Genomic DNA, 19,405 nt, shown 5'->3' with positions numbered 1-19,405 from the left:
CCGCGAAGCATGGAACCGAACCCCTCGCTAAAGCGCCAAGTTCGGTCGACTTCTGGTCGACCGCGAAGCATGGGATCAGAGTAAGCGCTAAAGCGCTAAAGGTTTGATCTGATCGACCGCGAAGCATGGGATCAGAGTAAGCGCTAAAGCGCTAAAGGTTTGATCTGATCGACCGCGAAGCATGGGATCAGAGTAAGCGCTAAAGCGCTAACTCTGATCGACAGGAGACCCACATGCCGCTCGATTCGCCGCTCGCCGGCGTCCACGTCGTCGAATTCGAAGGCCTCGGCCCCGGCCCGCTCGCGGGCTGGATCCTCGCCGGAATGGGTGCGCAGGTCACGCTGATCGCACGTCCGGCCGGCCGCACGAGCGCGCCCGACGCGCTGCAAAGCCGCGACGGCGACCTGCTGCGCGAACGCAAGACGATCGTGCCGCTCGACCTGAAATCGCCGGCCGGGCGCGACGACGCGCTTGCGCTGATCGCACGCGCCGACGCGCTGATCGAAGGGCTGCGGCCCGGCGTGATGGAGCGCCTCGGGCTCGGGCCGGAGGACTGCGCACCGCATAACCCGCGGCTCGTGTATGGCCGGATGACCGGCTGGGGCCAGACGGGGCCGCTCGCGGCCGCCGCCGGACACGACTTGAACTACGTCGCGCTGACGGGCCTGCTGTCGCTCTCCGCGCCGCGCGGCACGGGCAGCGACAAGCCAGGCCTGCCGCCGACCGTCGTCGGCGATGCGGGCGGCGCGCTCGGCCTCGCGTTCGGGATGGTCTGCGCGCTGTTCGACGTGCGCGCGGGCGGGCCGGGGCGGGTGGTCGACGGCGCGATCGTCGACATCGTCGCGATGCTCGGCATGCTCGCGCTGTGGGCGCGCGCGAACGGCCAGCTCGATGGCGCGCAGCCGAGCCTCTTTCACGACGCGCCGTTCTACGACGTCTACCGCTGCGCGGACGGTGCGTGCGTGACGATCGGCGCGCTCGAGCCGCCGTTCTACGCGCTCTTGATCGAACGGCTCGGGCTGACCGACGTCGATCCGGCGTCCCAGTACGACCGCGCGCGCTGGCCGGCGCTGAAGGCGCGTTTCGCGGACGTGTTCGCGCAACAGCCGTCCGCGCACTGGCGCGCGCTGCTGGAAGGCACTGACGCGTGCTTCGCGCCGGTGCTGAGCGTGGCCGATGCGGCGAAGCATCCGCACAACGTCGCGCGCGGGATCTATCGCACCGATGCGGACGGCATCGTGCGAGCACGGGTGGCGCCACGCTTTGCGCCGCTGGCCGGCGAAAGTTCGGACGGGGGCTAGCGCAGGTTGGGCTAGCCTGTTGAGCAGTGCCCTTCCGGCGGCCGGCGCGAGCCGGCATGGCCAGGCAGCCTGTCGAGCAGTGCCCTTCCGGCGGCCGGCGCGAGCCGGCATGGCCAGGCAGCCTGTCGAGCAGCGTCCTTCCGGCGGCCGGCGCAAGCCGGCTTTCGCGTGAACAGGTCCTAAGCCGCTTCTTCCGGCGCGCCCGGTACCTTGCCGTCGCCGACGCGATTGATCGTTCCTTGCGCGATCGCGACGAGCCGCTCGTGATCGCCGTCGATGACGAACACATGACACTGGCAGGTCGCCTGCTGCCGCCCCGCATAGACGAGCTTCGCGCGCGCGACGAGCGTGCCGTTTACGGCCGGCCGCAGATAGTTGATCTTGTATTCGGTCGTGATCACGCGCGGGCCGAGCGCGAGCGCGCCGGCGAACGTCAGCGCGTTGTCCGCAAGGTAGCTGATGACGCCGCCGTGCACGTAACCGTGCTGCTGCCGCAGCTCGTCGCGCACGGGCAGGCACAGCGACACCTCGTGCTCGCCGATGTGCATCAGCTCCGTGCCGAGCAGCATGCTGAACGGTTGCGCCCGCAATGCGCCGCGGGCGTGATCCACGATGTCCGTCATCGACTTTCCTCGAAATGAGTGGCCGCTTGCGCTGAACTCTAGGAAGGGGGGCGCGGATAAGCAAGGAAATTCGTCCGCGTTTCTTGCGATTGGCGGTGTCCGGCGACGCGATTATTGCGTCGAACGGGGGCATTCATGCCTGCCGATACGAGATTCCATGACAAGACCTAAAGTCCGACCCGCGAAATGCCGCTAACGCCGGGGCATTGCCTCATCGTCGCTCTCCAGGAATTTCCATGTTCAGCAAAATTAAGCTCGCGTCGGGTCTGCTCGGCGTGTTGACCGTGTTCTGCCTCTTCCTGCTCGCCGTCGAAGCGCTCGGCTTCTGGTCGTTCGCATCGACGCGCAGCGGCGTCGACGACCTGTCGAGCGTCGCGATCGCGCAGGTCGGTGCCGCGAACCAGGCGACCGAGCGCCTGCTCGACGCGCGCATCAACCTGTCGCGCGCCGGCACGCGGATGGTGCGCGGCGGCCAGAAGCCGGAAGACATCATCCGCCACGCGAGCGATTCGCTCGCCGAAGCGGACAAGGCGTTCGCTACGCTGAGCGCTGCGCAGCCGGTCGACGATGCGAACCGCGCGCGCATCACAGCGCTCGCCGAACGCTACAAGGCGCTCCACGCGGCGCTCGCGGAACTCGTGCAGTTCCTCGACGCCGATAACATCCAGGCGTTTCTGGACCAGCCGACGCAAGGCATCCAGGACGCGTACCTCGCCGAACTGCATCGGTTCGTCGACTACGGCAGCGCGTCGAGCCGCGCCGCGCTCGGCACGATCGACGCAGGCATGAGCTGGTTCAAGTGGGTCGGCGTCGTGCTGCTGGCCGCGATGCTCGTGAGCAGCGCGGCGATCTACGCGGCCGCGCGGCGCGCGGTCGTCGCGCCGCTCGACGAGGCCGGCCGTCACTTCGAACGGATCGCGCAGGGCCGGCTCGACGAGGCCGTGCGCGCGGGCGGCGTGTTCGAGATCGACCGGATGCTGCGCGGGCTCGCGACGATGCAGGCGGGCCTCGTGGAGACCGTGCGCACCGTGCGCCAAGCGTCCGACGCGATCCACCTCGGCGCCGGCGAGATCGCGAGCGGCAACGCCGACCTGTCCGAGCGCACCGGCACGCAGGCCGCATCGCTCGAGGAAACCGCCGCGAGCATGGAGGAGCTGACCGCGACCGTGCGCCAGAACACCGACAGCGCCCGCGCGGCGAGCGTGCTGGCCGACGAGGCGCTGCAGGCGACGAGCCACGGCGGCGGGGTCGTCGACAGCGTGATCGAGAAAATGCGCGGGATCGCGCAGAGCTCCGGCCGCATCGCGGAAATCATCTCGGTGATCGACGGGATCGCGTTCCAGACCAACATCCTCGCGCTGAACGCGGCGGTCGAGGCGGCGCGCGCGGGCGAACAGGGCCGCGGCTTCGCGGTCGTCGCGGGCGAGGTGCGTTCGCTCGCGCAGCGCAGCGCGCAGTCGGCGAAGGAAATCAAGACGCTGATCGAGGATTCGGTCGCGCAGATCAACGGCGGCGCGGAACTCGTCGAGCGCGCGGGCGATGCGATGCGGACGGTGTCGACATCGATCTCGCGCGTCGTGCAGACGATGGCCGAGATCACGGCCGCGTCGGTCGAACAGGCCGTCGGGATCGAGCAGGTCAACCAGGCCGTCACGCAGATGGACCAGCTGACCCAGCAGAACGCGGCGCTCGTGGAGGAAGTCGCGGCGGCGGCCGCGTCGCTGAACGACCAGACTGCGCACCTGATGCAGGCAGTGTCGGTGTTCGAGCTCGGCAACGCGCGCGGCGAACGTGGCGAACGCGCGGCGCCGTCGTTCGCCGCCGACCCTTACGCGTCGGCGGGCAGCGCCGCGTAAGCGGTCGCGAGGTGGTAGGGCGTCGTCGACGGCATGTCGGCGCGCGACATCTGCCCGTCGGCCGTCTTGCACTCGAACCAGCCACGCGGATGCAGGAAGCGCGCGGCGAAGCGCGCGATCTGCGTGTCGAGCGGCGCGGACGCCGGCGTGCCGCCGTGCGTCGCGAGCGCGCGCAGATACTCGGTCTGTGCCCAGATCCGCTGCGTGCCGTCGAGGCACGCGCCCTGCGCGTCGAGCGCAGCACTGACGCCGCCCGTCTGCGCATCGACGCCGTGCCGTTCGGCAAACTCGAAGGCCCGCGCGAGCGCGTCGCGCAACCCCGTGTGCGCGACACGCGCGCCGGCCGCATCGACCAGATAGAACCATTCGAACTGATGCCCCGGCTCGAAGCGGTTGTCGGCCGCGCCGAGCGGCAGCTCGGCGACGCAGCCGGTCGCCGCGTCGACGAACGTGCGCTCGACTGTTTGCGCAGTGCGTGCGAGCGCGTCGTCGAACGCGGTGTCGCCGAACGCGTCGGCGGCGGCAAGCCACGCTTCGGTCAGGTGCATCAGCGGATTTTGCAGCGGGCCGCTGCCCGATGACGAGAAATCGGCGTGGCGCGCGGCATCGAGCAGCGCGTCGCCGCGCTGCGGCGCGAAGCGGTCCTGGATCAGCGCGGCGGTCTCCTCGGCGACCGTGCGCGCGGCGCGCTCGCCCGATGCCGCGTAATGCGCGGCGCAGGCGAACACGACGAACGCATGCGTGTACAGGTCCTTCGTCGTGTCGAGCGGCGCGCCGGCCGCGTCGATGCTGTAGTGCCAGCCGCCGTGGCGCGCGTCGCGAAAGCGCAGGCACAGTGCGTCGAACAGCGTCGCCGCATGATCGGCGTCGCCTGCCTGCGCGAACACGAACAGCTGGCGCGCGCACGCCATCGCGCGATAGCGCGCGACCGGCAGTGGCGCGTGGGTTGCCGGATCGACGGCTTCGAACGGCAGTTGCATCGCGCGGTCGAACCCGGAACCCCGCCAGATCGGCAAGACGACGTGCGCGAAATGGTGGCGCAATTGGGCGGCCTGGGCGGAAGCGGAGTCGGAGACGGACATGACGGGGTTGAGCGCGTGAATCGAATCGTATCGGCGCGCGTCGGATGCGCGCGGCCGGGGCAAAGGATAAAACATTCCGCGGCCGACACCACAAAAAGGAAAGAAATCCGTTGCTCGGCAACATGGAATGCGTGATGCGGCTCATCCTGACGTCGGTTGCCGGGCGATCCGCAACAAGCCGCGTGCGCTGCCGGGCCACGCGCCCGGCCGCCCGGCCGCCGAGCCGCCGAGCCGCCGAGCCGCCGAGCCGCCGAGCCGCCGAGCCGCCGAGCCGCCGAGCCGCCCAACCGCCCAACCGCCCAACCGCCCAACCGCCCAACCGCCCAACCGCCCAACCGCCCAACCGCCCAACCGCCCAACCGCCCAACCGCCCAACCGCCCAACCGCCCAACCGCCCAACCGCCAAGTGGCCAAGTGGCCAAGTGGCCAAGCGGCCAAGCGGCCAAGTGGCCCAACGGCCCAACGGCCCAACGGCCCAACGGCCCAACGGCCCAGCGGCCAAGCCACCCAGCCACCCAGCCACCCAGCCACCCAGCCACTCAGCCTCCCAGCCTCCCAGCCTCCCAGCCACCTAGCTGCCTAGCATTACGCGCCTCGACGAAGGGAATGGCCTGTCCGGGGTTGAACCGGCGATCGGTCATGCGACAATGCGCGGTCACTGATTCCGTTCGACGTTCTGGTCCCGCGGTTGCGGGGCCTACCGCATCCCGATCTCCATGACCGAATCCGTCGCTACGCCCCGTTCCAATTCCAGCCGTCCTTCCTCCAAGTCCCGTCGACGCGCCGCCGCAGCGGCCGATCGTGCGCCCGCGCACGCGGTGGCGCAGCCGGGCGGCGACGTGAAGGCGGCCGACGCGCAGCGCGACGAGCGAACGCTCGACCTGTTCGGCGAGCCGGTGATCGAGATCCGCGAACGTGTGCCGGGCACGGTGCGGGACGTCGCGGCGGCCGAAGCGGTGACGGTCGCCGACGCGCGCGTCGACGGGCAGGCGACGCTTGACGGCTTTGATGCGGCGGGGGAGGCCGGTGCGATTAGCGTCGCGGTTGAAGTCGGCACTGCAGAGGTGCTGTCCGGGACGGAAGGTGACGGCGTGGATGCCTTCGGTCACATGACGGAGAAAGCGGCAGGCGGGTCCGAGGCCAATGGCGGGGCGGTCGATGCCGCGGCAAGGAAGACGCTGGCCGGGGCGGCGGCGATCGAAGCCGCGCAAACCGAAGCTGCGCGGATCGAACTCGCTCAAACCAACGCCGCTCGGACCGAACTCGCTCAGCCCAAATTCACTCAGACCGAACTCGCTCAGGCCGAACTCGCTCAGGCCGAGGCCGCGCCGCGCCAAATCGAGCCAATCGCGGCCATGGCGACAGATGTCGCGGCTGTCGGCGCAGCAGCGACCGAAGCAGCGTCGGGCGAGGACCAGCCGAGCGCAGCCAAGGCCGTATCCCAATCGATCGACCCGACCGGCACACGGGCGGAATCCCGGTCCGCCGAACCAGGCCTCGCCGGCGCTGGCGATCCCGAGCAGCCTGCTGCGCCCGCTACGTCGTCGGCATCGCAGCCGGTTGCATCGGCGGCGGCGTTCGTCACGAAACCGTCGTCGGACCGCGCCGAACCGCCCGCGGCAGCGCCCGGCGCCTCCCCGTCGCTCGATCCCGACGCGCTTGTGCGCCCGCTGTCGGACCGCATCGCCGCATTGCAGACGGAAACGGCCGCGCTGACACGCGCAGCCGATCGCGAAATGCGTCGCGTGAACCGCCTGTTGCTCGCGCTGGCCGTCGTCGTGCTGGCGGGGCTGGTCGCGCTGGTGCTGCAGACGATCCAGATTGCCGGCCTGAAACGGGACGCCATCGCGCAGCAGCAGCGGACCGACCGTCTGGTCGCTGATCTCTCGACCCAGCAGGCGACGCTGATGACGCTCGAACAGCACAACGAGGCGCTGCTTGCGCAGGTCGACCGGCTCGCGCGCAGCGTGAACCGCCAGACGGCGAGCGTGAAGCACGTTCGACGCGGCCGCTAAGCGTTCCGCCTCCATCTGATAAGCCGCGCCGGAGCGGCAATCGAGGCCCCTGCTACGCTGTAGTTGGGGTATCGGTTGCGACAAAGTGCTGCGGCGCACTGGCGGAGCTTAGGGAAAACCCTTATAATGCCATTCATATACGGGAAAACCCTAGTCATATCCGTCAGGAGTCTCAGATGAGCTTCATCCTCACCCTGCTGCGCAAGATCGACGACCTTTTCGTTTCGCCGCACATGCCGCTCGACGCGGAATACTCGTACGCCGCACGTCGTGCCGAAGCCGAGCGCGTGCGCCGGTCGCACCTCGTGCCGATTTGCCTGTACCGTCGCTGATCCGCTGATCCGCTGATCCGCTGATCCGCTGATCCGCTGATCCGCTGATCCGCTGATCCGCCGCCTCGCTGCGCGCATGCGCGGCCGTCCCGCTACACTGGAAATTCGTTCCCTCACTTGGCGACCGCGCCATGTTGCAGATGCGGCCGATGACGGCCGGCGAATTTCGCGCATATCGCATGCGGGCCATCGACGGCTACGCGCGCGATCTCGTCTCATCCGGGCAGAACGCCTCTGACGAAGCGGCTGCGCGCGCCCGGGCCTGCTTCGACACGCTGCTGCCGGACGGTCTGCTGACCACTGGCCAGACGCTCGTGTTGCTCGTCGATGACGCCGGCGGCGATCCGATCGGCGATCTCTGGTACGCGATCGTGACCGAAGGCCCGAATCGCACCCTGTTCATCTACGACCTCGAAATCGTGCCGGCCCGGCGCCGCCAGGGCTGGGCTACGCGCGTGCTCGACGCGCTCGAGGCCGACGCTCGCCGGCACGGCGTCGCCGAAATCGGGCTGTCGGTGTTCAACCACAATGCGGCTGCGCGAGCGCTCTATCGCGCGTGCGGCTTCGTGCCGATCACGACGACGCTGATCAAGCCGGTCGTCCTGGATTAGCACTTGCTGCCGGAATCTGTCCGCCTGCGCGAAACGCGCCGGCGAACGTACCGCGCCGGCCCGCCACTCACCGCGCGCGTCCTTTCCAGCGCCGCAGCAGCAGCGCGTTCGTGACGACGCTCACGCTGGAGAACGCCATCGCCGCGCCCGCGATTACCGGGTCCAGCCAGCCGAGTGCCGCCAGCGGCACGCCGATCAGGTTGTAGACGAATGCCCAGAACAGGTTCTGCTGGATCTTGCGGTACGTGCGCTTCGAGATGTCGATCGCATCGGCGACGAGGGCCGGATCGCCGCGCATCAGCGTGATGCCGGCGGTGTGCATCGCCACGTCGGTGCCGGTCGCCATCGCGATGCCGACGTCGGCCGCGGCGAGCGCGGGCGCGTCGTTGATCCCGTCACCAACCATCGCGACGATGCCGCCGTGCGCGCGCTTCAGGTCCGCGACGACGCGCGCCTTGTCATCCGGCAGCACCTGCGCGTGCACCTCGCCGATGCCGAGCGACGCCGCGACCGCCGCCGCGCTGCCGCGGTTGTCGCCCGTTACCAGCGCGCTCGCGACGCCGCGCGCGGCGAGCGCCGCGATCGCGTCGCGGGCGCCCGGCTTCACGGTGTCGCCGAATGCGATCAGCGCGATCGGCGTGCGCGGCGCGTCGGCGCGCATCAGCCACGAGATCGTGTTGCCGGCGCGCTCGAGTTCGGCCGCGCGCGCGTCGATGGCGGGCGGCACCGCGATGCCCAGCTCGTTACGCCAGCGCGTGCTGCCGAGTGCCAGCAGCCGGCCGTCGACGCGCGCCTCGACACCGCGTCCGGCGACCGCGCGCGCGTCGGTCGCGACGGGCGCCGCAGTCGCGCCGCCGTGCGCTGCGACGTCCGCGTGATGCGCGGCGACGACGGCGCGCGCGAGCGGGTGGTCGCTGTGACGCTGCACCGCTGCCGCGAGCGCGAGCGCTTCGTCGCGCGGCACGCCGATCGCGTCGAACGCGGTCACGGACGGCTTGCCTTCGGTCAGCGTGCCGGTCTTGTCGAATGCGATCACGGTCGCGCGCTGGGCGAGTTCCAGCGCCTGCGCGTCCTTGATCAACACCCCATGGCGTGCGGCGACGCCGGTGCCGGCCATGATCGCGGCCGGCGTCGCGAGGCCGAGCGCGCACGGGCACGCAATCACGAGCACCGCGACCGCGTTGAGGATCGCGGTCTCCGCGCCCGCGCCGGCAATCAGCCAGCCGATCAGCGTCAGCGCCGCGATGCCGAGGATCGCCGGCACGAACACCGCGCTGACGCGATCGACGAGCCGCTGGATCGGCGCTTTTTCCGCCTGCGCGGATTCGACGAGGCGGATGATCCGCGCGAGCGTCGTCTCCGCGCCGATCGCGGTGGTTTCGACGACGAGCGCGCCTTCGCCGTTGATCGACCCGGCCGTCACCGGATCGCCGTCGTCCTTCGCGACGGGCAGGCTTTCGCCGGTGATCAGCGATTCGTCGATGTGCGAACGGCCCGCGACGATCCGGCCGTCCACCGGCACGCGTTCGCCGGGCCGGATGCTGACGGTCGTGCCGACGCGCACCTGCGCAAGCGGCACGTCGCGCTCGACGCCGTGCTCGACGATCCGCGCACGGTCGGGCCGCAACGCGTTCAGCGCGCGGATCGCCTCGGTGGTCTGGCGCTTCGCGCGCGCCTCGAGCCACTTGCCGAAGCGCACCAGCGTGACGATGACGGCCGACGCCTCGAAATACAGGTGGCCCGGATGGGCGGGGTCGCGCAGCAGCATCCACAGGCTCAGGCCGTAGGCGGCGGACGTGCCGAGCGCGACGAGCAGGTCCATGTTGCCGGCGCGCGCCTTGACCGCATGCCACGCCGCGCGATAGAAGCGGGCGCCGAAGCCGAACTGGACGATCGACGCGAGCACGAGCTGGACCCAGCCGTTCAGCATCGCGTCGACGCCGAACGGCGCGGCGAACATCGGCGCGAAGAGCGGTGCGCTCAGCAGCGCGGCAGCGATCACGAGGTTGCGTTCGCGCACTGCTTCGCGGCGCTTGCGCTCGCCGGGTGACGGCACGGCGGCGCCGGTAGCAGCGGCAGCGGCGGCCGTTTGCGGTGCGGCGGCAAGCGACGCTCGATAGCCGGCGGTCGTGACGGCGGCGACCAATGTGGCTGGATCGATAGCGGCGGCGCCCTGCACCGATGCGCGTTCGGTCGCGAGATTGACCGATGCGCGGGTGACGCCAGGGACGGCGGCGAGCGCCTTTTCGACACGGCCGGCGCACGATGCGCAGGTCATGCCGCCGATGTCGAGTTCAATATTGGTGGCTGCGGTGGCTGCGGTGGCTGCGGTGGCTGCGGTGGCTGCGGTGGCTGAAGCCGACGAAGCAGATGCGGCAGGCGCAGTGGGGGCTGAGGACCCGGAAGCCGTATCCGGATCAATAACGGGCGTTGCACCGTAACCGGCTTGCTTCACCGCCTCGACGAGGCGGGCAGCCGTGACATCGGCGTCGGCATCGACCGTCGCCCGTTCGGTGGCCAGATTGACGGACGCGCGCGTCACGCCGGGCACCTTGGCGAGCGCCTTCTCGACCCGCGTGACGCACGACGCGCAAGTCATTCCGTCGATATCGAGTTCGAGCGTGGCCGTTACCGAGGCGAGCGGTTCTGTCATGTCGGGTTCTCCAAAAGCGCGGTCCGAGCCGCATACATCGCCAGTATCAACATTCCCATGATGGTAAGGTCAAGCGGCCGCGACGATGTGACGCTGCGCTGTATACATAGGATGGCCCGGAAATCCATGGCCGTGTCGCGTCGAAGAAAAAGGAACTGCTGGTGGTCGAGGGCTGGTCGCACTACGACCTGTACGACAAGCCGAAGCCGGCCGGGCTCGCGCTGGCCAGGGCGGCGACACTCTTCAACGAACCCCTGTAAGCTTCCGGTGCAACCGTACGCGGCCCGGCGCTCACGCGAAACGCCGGCCTAACCTCGAACCGCATCAGGAGCGCAAGCATGGCGACTTACATTGTCTTCACTCGTGAAAGCACGCAGGATCAGAATGAACTCGACACCTACTTCAGGGATGTCGGCGCGACGCTCGCCGCCCATCCTGTAAAGGTGCTCGCCGCGTATGGCCCGCAGGAGACGCTCGAGGGCGAAGGTCCCGAGGGTGTCGTGATCGTCGAGTTTCCGTCGAAGGAGGCGGCGCACGCGTGGTATCACGGCCCCGAATATCAGGCCGTCGTCCAGCATCGCTTCAAGGGCGCGCGCTATCGCGCGGTGCTGGTCGAAGGGGTGTGATCGAAGCTCGGCCCGCGCGCGGCGGGCCTGGATCATGAATGAGAAGAATGAGCAAACGCCCGGCCCCGTCAGAGAAAGCCGGGCGTTTTCACGTCCGACGAGCCCGAACCCGGACCAGACAGGCCGACAAAACTGTCCGAGTTCCATTATTTGGACTGGGCGGAATTGCGCGACGCATAGTGGGAAGCCAAAGCTCCGAAGGCAGCGTTCGCAGCGTACGTCGCCGGGGCAAGTGTCATTCACCCAAGAGATTTCCGATCTTCGTCAGATCCGCATCGCACCGCCTTCGCAAACAGCTATTCGGCATATTGGGGATAGTCCCGAGGCGCTATGATACCGCCCTGATGTCAGTGCCCACTGCAGTGGAACTGCAGCCTGGGCCGGCTGGGGCAGCCTTGATTGACCTTGACTAGCCTTGGTTCTGCAGCGTGCGAGTTGCGCAAGGCATTGATTTTTAAAGAATGACATACGGCCAGCTATCAATAATGAAAAACCGACGAGGAACTGTCTCCCTGCGGCGCGCGTGCGCGCCGCTCGCCATTGCGGTGCTCCTGGCCGGATGCGCCGCCCAACCGGACGCGATCCAGCGCAAGACCGGCTGGATGCGCGCCGAAGTGGCCGACTCCTATATCTATGCGTATCCGCTCGTGCTGATGGACGTCGCGAAGGAAGCCGCCACCGGCGGTGACGGCGCGCAACCGGGCCAGGCACCGCTCAACACGCTGCGCCACGCGCAGGCGCTGCCGCCCGTCGGCGCGCTCAATCCGCCGCTGCCGGGCGTCGATACGCTCGACTCGACCGGCTGGCTCGACGTCGGCGCCGAGCCGGTGCTCGTGACGCTGCCGGATACCCGCGGCCGCTACTGGGACGCCCGCGCGCTCGACATGTGGACCAACGTGCTGTGGTCGTCGAGCGCGGTTGCGCAAGGCCCGCGCGGCGGCGCGCGGCCGCAAACGATTGCCTTCGCCGCGAAGGACTGGCAGGGCACGCTGCCGAAGGGCGTGATGCGGATCGACGTGCCGTCGCGCAACGCATGGCTCGAGGTGCGCCTGCAGACGAGCGGCGGCCGCGATCTCACCGTCGTCAAGAAACTGCAGCGCGGGATCCGCATGGTGCCGCTGTCGGTCTATACGGGCGCCGCGCGCGGCGCGTCGGTCGCGGTCCACGCCGGCAGCGGGCCCGCCGAGGCGGCAAGCGGCGGCACGCCGGCCGAGCAGGTTGCCGCGCTCGCCCCGAAAGCGTATTTCACGCGCTTCGCGCAGGCGCTGCAGGACAACCCGGCGCCCGCCGACGACGCGCATGCGCAGCAGCTGCTCGACGACGTCGGCGTGTCGGCAGGCTACCCCGTGCTGTGGACGGGCGATCGCCTCATGGCCGCGACGGCCGGCGTCGCCGAAGCGCGGGCGCGGCTCGCGGCGCCGCCGCCGAACGTGCTGAACGCGAACGGCTGGAGCTGGATCGGCGATACGGCCGGCCAGTACGGCCAGGATTACGCGCTGCGCGCGTATGCGGCCTATACGCAGTTCGGCACCGCGACGCGCGACGACGAGACGCTCGCGGTCGTGCGCGTCGACAGCGACGGCCATCCGCTGAACGGCGCGAATCGCTACACGCTGCATTTCGCGCCGGACGCGCTGCCGCCGGTGCGCGCGTTCTGGACGCTCACGCCGTACACGACGGACGGCGCATTGCCGGACGTCGGCGCCGCGCGCCGCTCGCTCGGCGACCGCGACCGGCTGCGGCGCAACCGCGACGGCTCGCTTGACGTCGTCGTGTCGGCCGTGTCGCCGGGCGGCGCGCATGCGGCGAACTGGCTGCCGGCCCCGCGCGCGGACTTCGCGCTCGCGTTGCGGCTGTACGCGCCGAAGCCGCAGGCGAGCGACGGCACGTGGATGCCGCCCGTCGTCGTGCGGAAGTGAACCCGCCGCCGCCGCGGCTGTCCGACGGGCGAACGCGGCGGCGCCCGATCAGCGTTCCGTCATTCCCTCAGCCTATACTTTCGGGATAGTCGGCCCGAGCGAACCGGTTTCCCGTTCGCCCGGCCGTCGTTCCCAGGCAATCGAGCATGGCAAGCCAAGACAAAGAAACCGTAAACTCGACCCTTCGCGCCCTCGGCGGCGTCATGCGCGCGCGCCGGACCCGGCGCATCGGCCTCGGCGTACTGATCTTCCTCGTTTTATTCGGACTGCTCGGGTTCTTTGCCGCGCCGCCGCTGATCCGCCACATCGCGGAACAGCAGCTGAGCCAGCAGCTCGACCGCCCGGCGACGATCCAGCGCATCGCGCTGAATCCGTACACGCTGAACCTCGAAGCCGACGGCATCCGTCTCGGCGAGCGCGGCGGGCAGGGCGACTTCATCGACATCGGCAAGCTCGTCGTGCGACCGTCGTGGACGTCGCTGTTTCGCGGCGCGCCGATCGTCAACGAGATCCGCCTCGATGCGCCGCGCTTTCACATCTTGCGCTACGACGCACAGCGTTTCAACTTCACCGACTTGATCGAGAAGTTCTCGAAGCCGTCGAAGCCGGAAAGCAAGCCGACCTATTTCTCCGTTTCGAACATCCAGATCAACGACGGCCGGATCGACTTCGACGATCGCCTGCTGAACGAGAAGCACGTCGTCGACAACTGGACGCTCGGGATTCCATACATCGCGACGCTGCCGTCGAAGACCGACATCTTCGTCGAGCCGAAGCTGCGCGCGCGCTTCGACGGCAGCCCGCTCTCGCTCGATGGCAAGACGAAGCCGTTCGCGCAGTCGCGCGAATCGGAAATCGAGCTGAAGCTCGACCGGCTCGACGTGCCGAAGCTGATGTCGTACGTGCCGGCGAAGCTGCCGGTCGCGGTGCAGAGCGGCCTGCTCAGCAGCAACCTGACGGTCAACTTCGTGATGAGCGGCGCGGAACCGGCGCTGCGCGTGTCCGGCACCGTCGATCTGAATGACGCAAAGGTGACGAGCGCGACGTCCGAGCCGCTGTTCGCCGCGCGCGGCGTGCACGTCGCGGCGGTCAGCCTCGAGCCGCTGCGCAATGTCATGCACTTCGACGAGATCCGCCTCGACCAGCCGGTCGTCGATCTCGCGCGCGACCGGCAGGGCGTGCTGAACGTCGAGAAGCTCGCCGCGCAGCCGGCGCCGAAGACATCGGCGGAACCGAAGGCCGCGCCGGGTGCACCCGCGGCGTCGGGCGTGGCCGTGCCGGAAGCGGCGAGCGAAGCAAAGGCCGGCACAGCGGCCGAAGCGAAGGCCGGCGCGGTGGCCGAAGCGAAAGCGCAGCCGCTCGACCTGACGATCCGCCACTTCGCGATCGACGGCGGCACGGTCAACATCGACGACCGCGTGCCCGCGACGCCGACCACGATGTCGCTCACGCAACTGGCGGTGACGCTCGACGGCTTGACGCTGCAGGGCAAGACGCCGGCGAAGTACACGCTGTCGACGACGCTGTCGCGCGGCGGCGACGTGAAGGCTGAAGGCGCGTTCAGCGTGGCGGAGAAGCAGGCCGACGCGAAGCTGACGGTCGATGCGCTCGCGCTGCCCGCGCTGCAGCCGTACCTCGGCGAAGCAACGCGCGCGCGCGTGCTCGACGGCACGCTCGGCGCGACGGTCAACGCGAAGGCCGACTGGGGCAAGACGCCGCTCGACGCGCAGGTCGCCGACAGCGAGGTCCGCCTGAAGTCGCTGAAGATCGCGACGCCGGACGCGAAGGCGCCCGCGATCGTGCTGCCCGACGCGCAGGCGAAGATCGCGAAGGTCGATCTCGCCGCGCGCACCGCGCAGGTCGCGAGTGTCGACGTGAGCGGGCTCGCGCTCGACGTGAAGCGCCTGAAGGACGGCCAGATCGATCTCGCAGCGCTCGCGAGCCCCGCGCAGAAGGCGCTGCCTGAGCGCACGGTCGCGCGCAAGGCCGAGGCCGCCGCGCCGTCGTGGCACTACCAGATCGACGCGCTGAACGTGAAGGATGCGACGGCGAACTACACGGACCTGTCGACGCCGCGTCCGGTGAAGCTCGCGATCAAGCCGCTGCAGCTGTCGGTGGAGAAGATCAGCGACGACCTGACGAAGCCGCTGCCGGTGAAGCTGCAGGCGACGCTGAACCGCAAGGGCTCGCTGAACGTGTCCGGCGACGTTACCGCGCAGCCGCTGAAGCTCGGCCTGAAGATCAACGGCAACCGTCTCGACGCTGCCGCGTTCGAGCCGTATTTCGGCAGCGCGCTGAACGCGACGATCGCGAGCGCGCTGCTCAATGCGAACGGCAACCTGACGTTCGCGCAGGCGAAGGACGCGATGCGCGCGTCGTATCGCGGCGACGCGGCGCTCGTCGATGTGCGGATGCTCGACAAGGTGACGTCCGGCCCGTTCGCGGGATGGGGCTCGCTCGCGCTGTCGAACCTGAAGGCGACCTACGACGAGAAGGGCACCGACGTCGACGCCGCGCGCGTGACGTTCTCGAACTTCTACGGCCGCGTGCTGCTCGACTCGCAAGGACGGCTGAACCTGAAGGACATCGTCGCGAAGGAAACCGGCCCCGCGCAGTCGCTGACGCACGACACGAGCAAGGGCGAGCCGGTGCCGCTGTCGCCGCAGGGGGCGTCGGCGCCGGCCGCTGCGCAGACCGCGCAGGCCGCCCAGCAGGCTTCCGCGCCGGCCGCCGCATCGGCGCCGGCGATCGTCAAGGCCGCGCAGCCGCCGCAGAACCCGGTGCGGCTGCATTTCGGCGAACTCGTGCTGCAGAACGGCCGCGTGAACTACACGGACAACTTCATCAAGCCGAACTACACGGCGAACCTCGTCGCGATCAAGGGCACGGTCGGTGCGTTCGGCACGGATTCGACCACGTCCGCGCCGGTCGACGTGACCGCGAACCTCGCGGGCAACGGGCCGATCTCGATCAAGGGCACGGTCAATCCGCTGATCGAGAAGCCGGCGCTCGACCTGACCGCGGCCGCGCACGACATCGAGCTGACCAACCTGACGCCGTATTCGGCGAAGTACGCGGGCTACCCGATCACGAAGGGCAAGCTCAACGTCGACCTGCATTACCAGCTCGCGAACGACCAGCTGTCGGCGAACAACCACATCTTCATCGACCAGCTGACGTTCGGCGACCATGTGGAGAACGACACGGCGACGAAGCTGCCGGTGAAGCTCGCGATCTCGCTGCTGAAGAACTCGCGCGGCGAGATCGACGTGAACCTGCCGGTGTCGGGTTCGCTGTCGAATCCGGAGTTCAGCATCGGCGGACTGATCTGGCGCGCGGTGCTGAACCTGGTCGCGAAGGCGGTGACGTCGCCGTTCACGCTGCTCGCGCACGCGTTCGGCAGCGGCGGCGAGGAGCTCGGCTACGTCGAGTTCGCGCCGGGCTCGTCCGACCTGAGCGACGCGCAGCAGAAGAAGCTCGACACGGTCGTGAAGATGCTGACCGAGAAGTCGTCGATCCGCCTCGACCTGATCGGCCGCGTCGATCCGGACAAGGACACGCCGGGGCTGCGCGACGCATACGTCGACCGGCTCGTCCGGCAGCAGAAGCTGAAGGACGTCGTCGGGCAGGGCGAGAGCATCGATCCGCGCTCGGTGAAAGTCGAGCCGGCCGAATACCACACGTACCTGACGCGCGCGTACAAGGCTGCCGACTTCAAGAAGCCGCGCAACATCGTCGGCCTGCAGAAGACGCTGCCGGACGACGACATGAAGAAGGCGCTGGCCGACCACGCGCCGGTGGACGAAGGCAGCCTGCGCGCGCTCGCGCAGGATCGTGCGCAGTCGGTGCGTGAGTATCTCGACGGGAAGATCGATTCGAGCCGGATGTTCATCGTCGCGCCGAAGCTCGACGCGAAGGGCATCGAGGACAAAGGCGCGACGACGCGCGTCGACTTCGGCCTGAAGTAATCCCGCGCAGCCCTTCCACTTCCACGTCCGCTGCCGCGTCCGTTCGGGCGCGGCAGCGGAACGTTCAGCGCGCGGGCACGGGCTCGCGCTTCTCCAGCTCCTTCCTCGCCGCGAGCGGCAGGCGCGGATCGTCCCATTGCGTCAGCCATTCCACTTCCTTGGCCGTAAAGACCTGGCCGTAATTGCGCAGCGCGTACTGCAACGCGTCGACGACGTGATGGCGGATGATTTCAGGCGTGCGTGCGTCGTCCAGCACGAACCGGAAGGCTTCCAGGGTCGACATTCTCGTGCTCCGGGTCAGGGAAAACCCTTTATCGCACGCCAATAGTCGAGCGCCTAGCCGAAAAAAAACGATGAATGCCGCACGTCGGCGCAGCCGTTGCGTGCGCATGCGTGTGCGCGAATGCCGCGTATGCCCCCGTTCGGTGCGCTACCGCACACAAGACAGGCCGCGCTGCGACCATCGCATTGCGACCGTCTCATGTCACTTGCGATTGGTTACGTTTGACAGAAAACAGAAAGCCTCGCTTCATCGGATCGCCGCACAGCTCGGCGATATTGACGCGCCTGTTTGCAGGCCGTGCAGTTCAACGTCAATCGGTGAGGTGGGGTGATGATTTCGTTCTTCGGTAAGCAGCGGAAGATGGCAATGGTGGTGGCGGGCGCGCTGGCGCTCGCGAGCGCAGGTGTCTACGCGCAGCAGGGCGCGGGGAATCAGGGCAATCAAGGAAACCACGATGAGCATGGCCGCCGTGTCGTGAAGCACGTGCTGCTGCTCAGCATCGACGGCCTGCACGAGCAGGACCTCGCACGCTGCATCGGCGCGAACACGTGCCCGAACGTGGCGACGCTCGCGCAAAACGGCGTGACGTACACGAACGCGCACACGCCGGGCCTGTCGGATTCGTTTCCGGGCCTCGCGGCGCTCGTGACGGGCGGCTCGCCGAAGACGGCCGGCCTGTTCTATGACGTGTCGTATGACCGCAACCTGTACGCGCCGTCGGACACGACCTGCTCGGGCAAGCAGGGCTGGAACGTCGTGTTCGACGAAACGACCGGCATCGACGCGATGAACGGCGGCAAGCTCGTGCACCTCAACGGCGGCGGCGCGTTCAATCCGCAGGCGATCCCGAACGCGCTCGTCGGCGGCAAGTGCGTGCCGGTCTATCCGCACAACTACGTGAAGACGAACACCGTGTTCGAGGCCGTGAAGGCCGCGATCCCGAACGCGCACACCGCTTGGGCCGACAAGCACGCATGGGGCTACGACTGGCTGAACGGTCCGTCAGGCACGGGCGTCGACGATCTGATGCGCACCGAGATCAACTCGATCGACCCGGTGACGAACTCGGACTACTCCGACGTTTATTCGCACACCGCGCAATTCGACAACCTGCACGTGCAGGCGCTGATCAACCAGATCGACGGCCTGGATTCGACCGGCAAGAGCGCGCCGGTGCCGACGCTGTTCGGCGCGGACTTCCAGACGCTGAGCGTCGCGCAGAAGGCGCCGGTCGTGAAGGGCGGCGGCTACATGGATGCGAGCTTCACGCCGAACGGCCAGGTCGCGAACGCGATCACGTATATCGACAACTCGATCGGCCGGATCGTCAACGAACTGAAGCAGCGCAACCTGTATAGCTCGACGGCCGTGATCGTCACGGCGAAGCATGGCCAGTCGCCGACCGATCACACGAAGCTCGTGAAGAACGGCGACACGCTGACGGCGCTGCTCGAATCGAACAACTACCTCGACCAGAACGGCAACTTCGGCCAGAACAACAATGTGAACGGCCTGAACGATGGTGAGGGCTTCGCGGGCACCGGCTTCGTGCAGACCGACGACGTCGGCCTGATCTGGCTGCGCGATCGCAGCCAGCGCACGGCCGTCGTCACGACGCTGAAGGCGAACCTCGGCTGCACCGCGACGGGGATCTGCGCGGACGGCCCGCAGGCGTACATCCTGTACGGCTCGGCGCTGGCCGAGCGCTTCGGCGATCCGGCGAACGGCCGCACGCCGGACATCATCGTGCAGCCGAACCCGGGCGTGATCTATACGTCGAGCACGAAGAAGGACGAGGAGCACGGCGGCAACGCGCCGGATGACAACCACCTCGGCCTGCTCGTGTCGTACCCGGGCATCCATCGCGCGCGCTCGGTCAACGACTATGTCGGCACCAAGCAGGTTGCGCCGACGATCCTCGGCCTGCTCGGCGCCAATCCGGACCTGCTGCATGCGGTCGTCGCCGAGCACACGCATGTGCTGCCGGCGCTCGGCATCGATCACTGACCGGGAAAGCCGCCTGCCGCCCGCGCGCGGCAGGCGCATTGCGCGGCGCCGGGCGGTCGACGGCGCCGCGTTTCTTTTCGCATGGCGATGCCGGACCGGCTCACCCGTTCGCGCATTCGTCCAGCATCC

General features: G+C 68.6%; 13 protein-coding genes. 9 read left to right on the top strand and 4 right to left on the bottom strand.

Annotated features, from left to right (window positions below):
• The first annotated feature begins 233 nt into the window (after nucleotides 1-233).
• Complete coding sequence (locus ACV22Z_RS26565) at nucleotides 234-1,301, top strand: CaiB/BaiF CoA transferase family protein (RefSeq protein WP_448079248.1); 1,068 nt, start codon at nucleotides 234-236, stop codon at nucleotides 1,299-1,301.
• Nucleotides 1,302-1,480: 179 nt separating this feature from the next.
• On the opposite strand, the gene ACV22Z_RS26560 is transcribed toward ACV22Z_RS26565, so the two are convergent.
• Nucleotides 1,481-1,924, bottom strand: a complete 444-nt coding sequence (locus ACV22Z_RS26560; RefSeq protein WP_448079247.1) for a PaaI family thioesterase — start codon at nucleotides 1,922-1,924, stop codon at nucleotides 1,481-1,483.
• 236 nt (nucleotides 1,925-2,160) lie between these two features.
• Here ACV22Z_RS26560 and ACV22Z_RS26555 point away from each other — a divergent pair, with 236 nt between their 5' ends.
• Nucleotides 2,161-3,780, top strand: a complete 1,620-nt coding sequence (locus tag ACV22Z_RS26555; RefSeq protein WP_448079246.1) for a methyl-accepting chemotaxis protein — start codon at nucleotides 2,161-2,163, stop codon at nucleotides 3,778-3,780.
• Here ACV22Z_RS26555 and ACV22Z_RS26550 read toward each other — a convergent pair.
• Nucleotides 3,753-4,862 carry an AGE family epimerase/isomerase gene (locus ACV22Z_RS26550; protein ID WP_448079245.1) on the bottom strand — a complete coding sequence of 370 codons (1,110 nt, stop codon included), beginning with the start codon at nucleotides 4,860-4,862 and terminating at the stop codon, nucleotides 3,753-3,755. The two genes, ACV22Z_RS26555 and ACV22Z_RS26550, sit on opposite strands and share 28 nt — an antisense overlap.
• Nucleotides 4,863-5,578: 716 nt before the next feature.
• On the opposite strand from ACV22Z_RS26550, the gene ACV22Z_RS26545 reads away from it, so the two are divergent.
• The 3 genes from ACV22Z_RS26545 to ACV22Z_RS26535 all read left to right on the top strand — a co-directional run bounded on the left by ACV22Z_RS26545 (nucleotide 5,579) and on the right by ACV22Z_RS26535 (nucleotide 7,820).
• The gene (locus tag ACV22Z_RS26545; protein ID WP_448079244.1) at nucleotides 5,579-6,877 is read left to right on the top strand and encodes a flagellar hook-length control protein FliK; all 1,299 of its coding nucleotides are present in this window, start codon (nucleotides 5,579-5,581) and stop codon (nucleotides 6,875-6,877) included.
• A 176-nt stretch (nucleotides 6,878-7,053) separates the two neighbouring features.
• Complete coding sequence (locus tag ACV22Z_RS26540) at nucleotides 7,054-7,209, top strand: hypothetical protein (protein ID WP_448079243.1); 156 nt, start codon at nucleotides 7,054-7,056, stop codon at nucleotides 7,207-7,209.
• Between the two features lie 131 nt (nucleotides 7,210-7,340).
• Entirely contained in the window at nucleotides 7,341-7,820 is a 480-nt protein-coding gene (locus tag ACV22Z_RS26535) for a GNAT family N-acetyltransferase (protein ID WP_448079242.1), read from the top strand.
• A gap of 67 nt (nucleotides 7,821-7,887) precedes the next feature.
• On the opposite strand, the gene ACV22Z_RS26530 is transcribed toward ACV22Z_RS26535, so the two are convergent.
• Nucleotides 7,888-10,473: a heavy metal translocating P-type ATPase gene (locus ACV22Z_RS26530; RefSeq protein ID WP_448079241.1), complete on the bottom strand. Its 2,586-nt coding sequence runs from the start codon at nucleotides 10,471-10,473 to the stop codon at nucleotides 7,888-7,890.
• Nucleotides 10,474-10,811: 338 nt separating this feature from the next.
• On the opposite strand from ACV22Z_RS26530, the gene ACV22Z_RS26525 reads away from it, so the two are divergent.
• The 3 genes from ACV22Z_RS26525 (at nucleotide 10,812) to ACV22Z_RS26515 (ending at nucleotide 16,986) form a co-directional block, all read left to right on the top strand.
• Nucleotides 10,812-11,099 carry a DUF1330 domain-containing protein gene (locus tag ACV22Z_RS26525; protein ID WP_448079240.1) on the top strand — a complete coding sequence of 96 codons (288 nt, stop codon included), beginning with the start codon at nucleotides 10,812-10,814 and terminating at the stop codon, nucleotides 11,097-11,099.
• Between the two features lie 485 nt (nucleotides 11,100-11,584).
• Nucleotides 11,585-13,018 carry a DUF1254 domain-containing protein gene (locus ACV22Z_RS26520; RefSeq protein ID WP_448079239.1) on the top strand — a complete coding sequence of 478 codons (1,434 nt, stop codon included), beginning with the start codon at nucleotides 11,585-11,587 and terminating at the stop codon, nucleotides 13,016-13,018.
• Nucleotides 13,019-13,164: 146 nt separating this feature from the next.
• Complete coding sequence (locus tag ACV22Z_RS26515) at nucleotides 13,165-16,986, top strand: DUF748 domain-containing protein (protein WP_448079238.1); 3,822 nt, start codon at nucleotides 13,165-13,167, stop codon at nucleotides 16,984-16,986.
• 64 nt (nucleotides 16,987-17,050) lie between these two features.
• Here ACV22Z_RS26515 and ACV22Z_RS26510 read toward each other — a convergent pair whose 3' ends face one another.
• On the bottom strand, nucleotides 17,051-17,269 hold the full coding sequence (locus tag ACV22Z_RS26510; RefSeq protein ID WP_448079237.1) for a hypothetical protein: 219 nt from the start codon (nucleotides 17,267-17,269) through the stop codon (nucleotides 17,051-17,053).
• A 330-nt stretch (nucleotides 17,270-17,599) separates the two neighbouring features.
• On the opposite strand from ACV22Z_RS26510, the gene ACV22Z_RS26505 reads away from it, so the two are divergent.
• Entirely contained in the window at nucleotides 17,600-19,276 is a 1,677-nt protein-coding gene (locus tag ACV22Z_RS26505; protein ID WP_448079236.1) for an alkaline phosphatase family protein, read from the top strand.
• Nucleotides 19,277-19,405 lie beyond the last annotated feature (129 nt).

It is taken from the genome of Burkholderia sp. PU8-34 (assembly GCF_053427725.1).
Note: the sequence above shows the minus strand (reverse complement) of the source record. Positions and strands in the feature narration are given on the sequence as shown.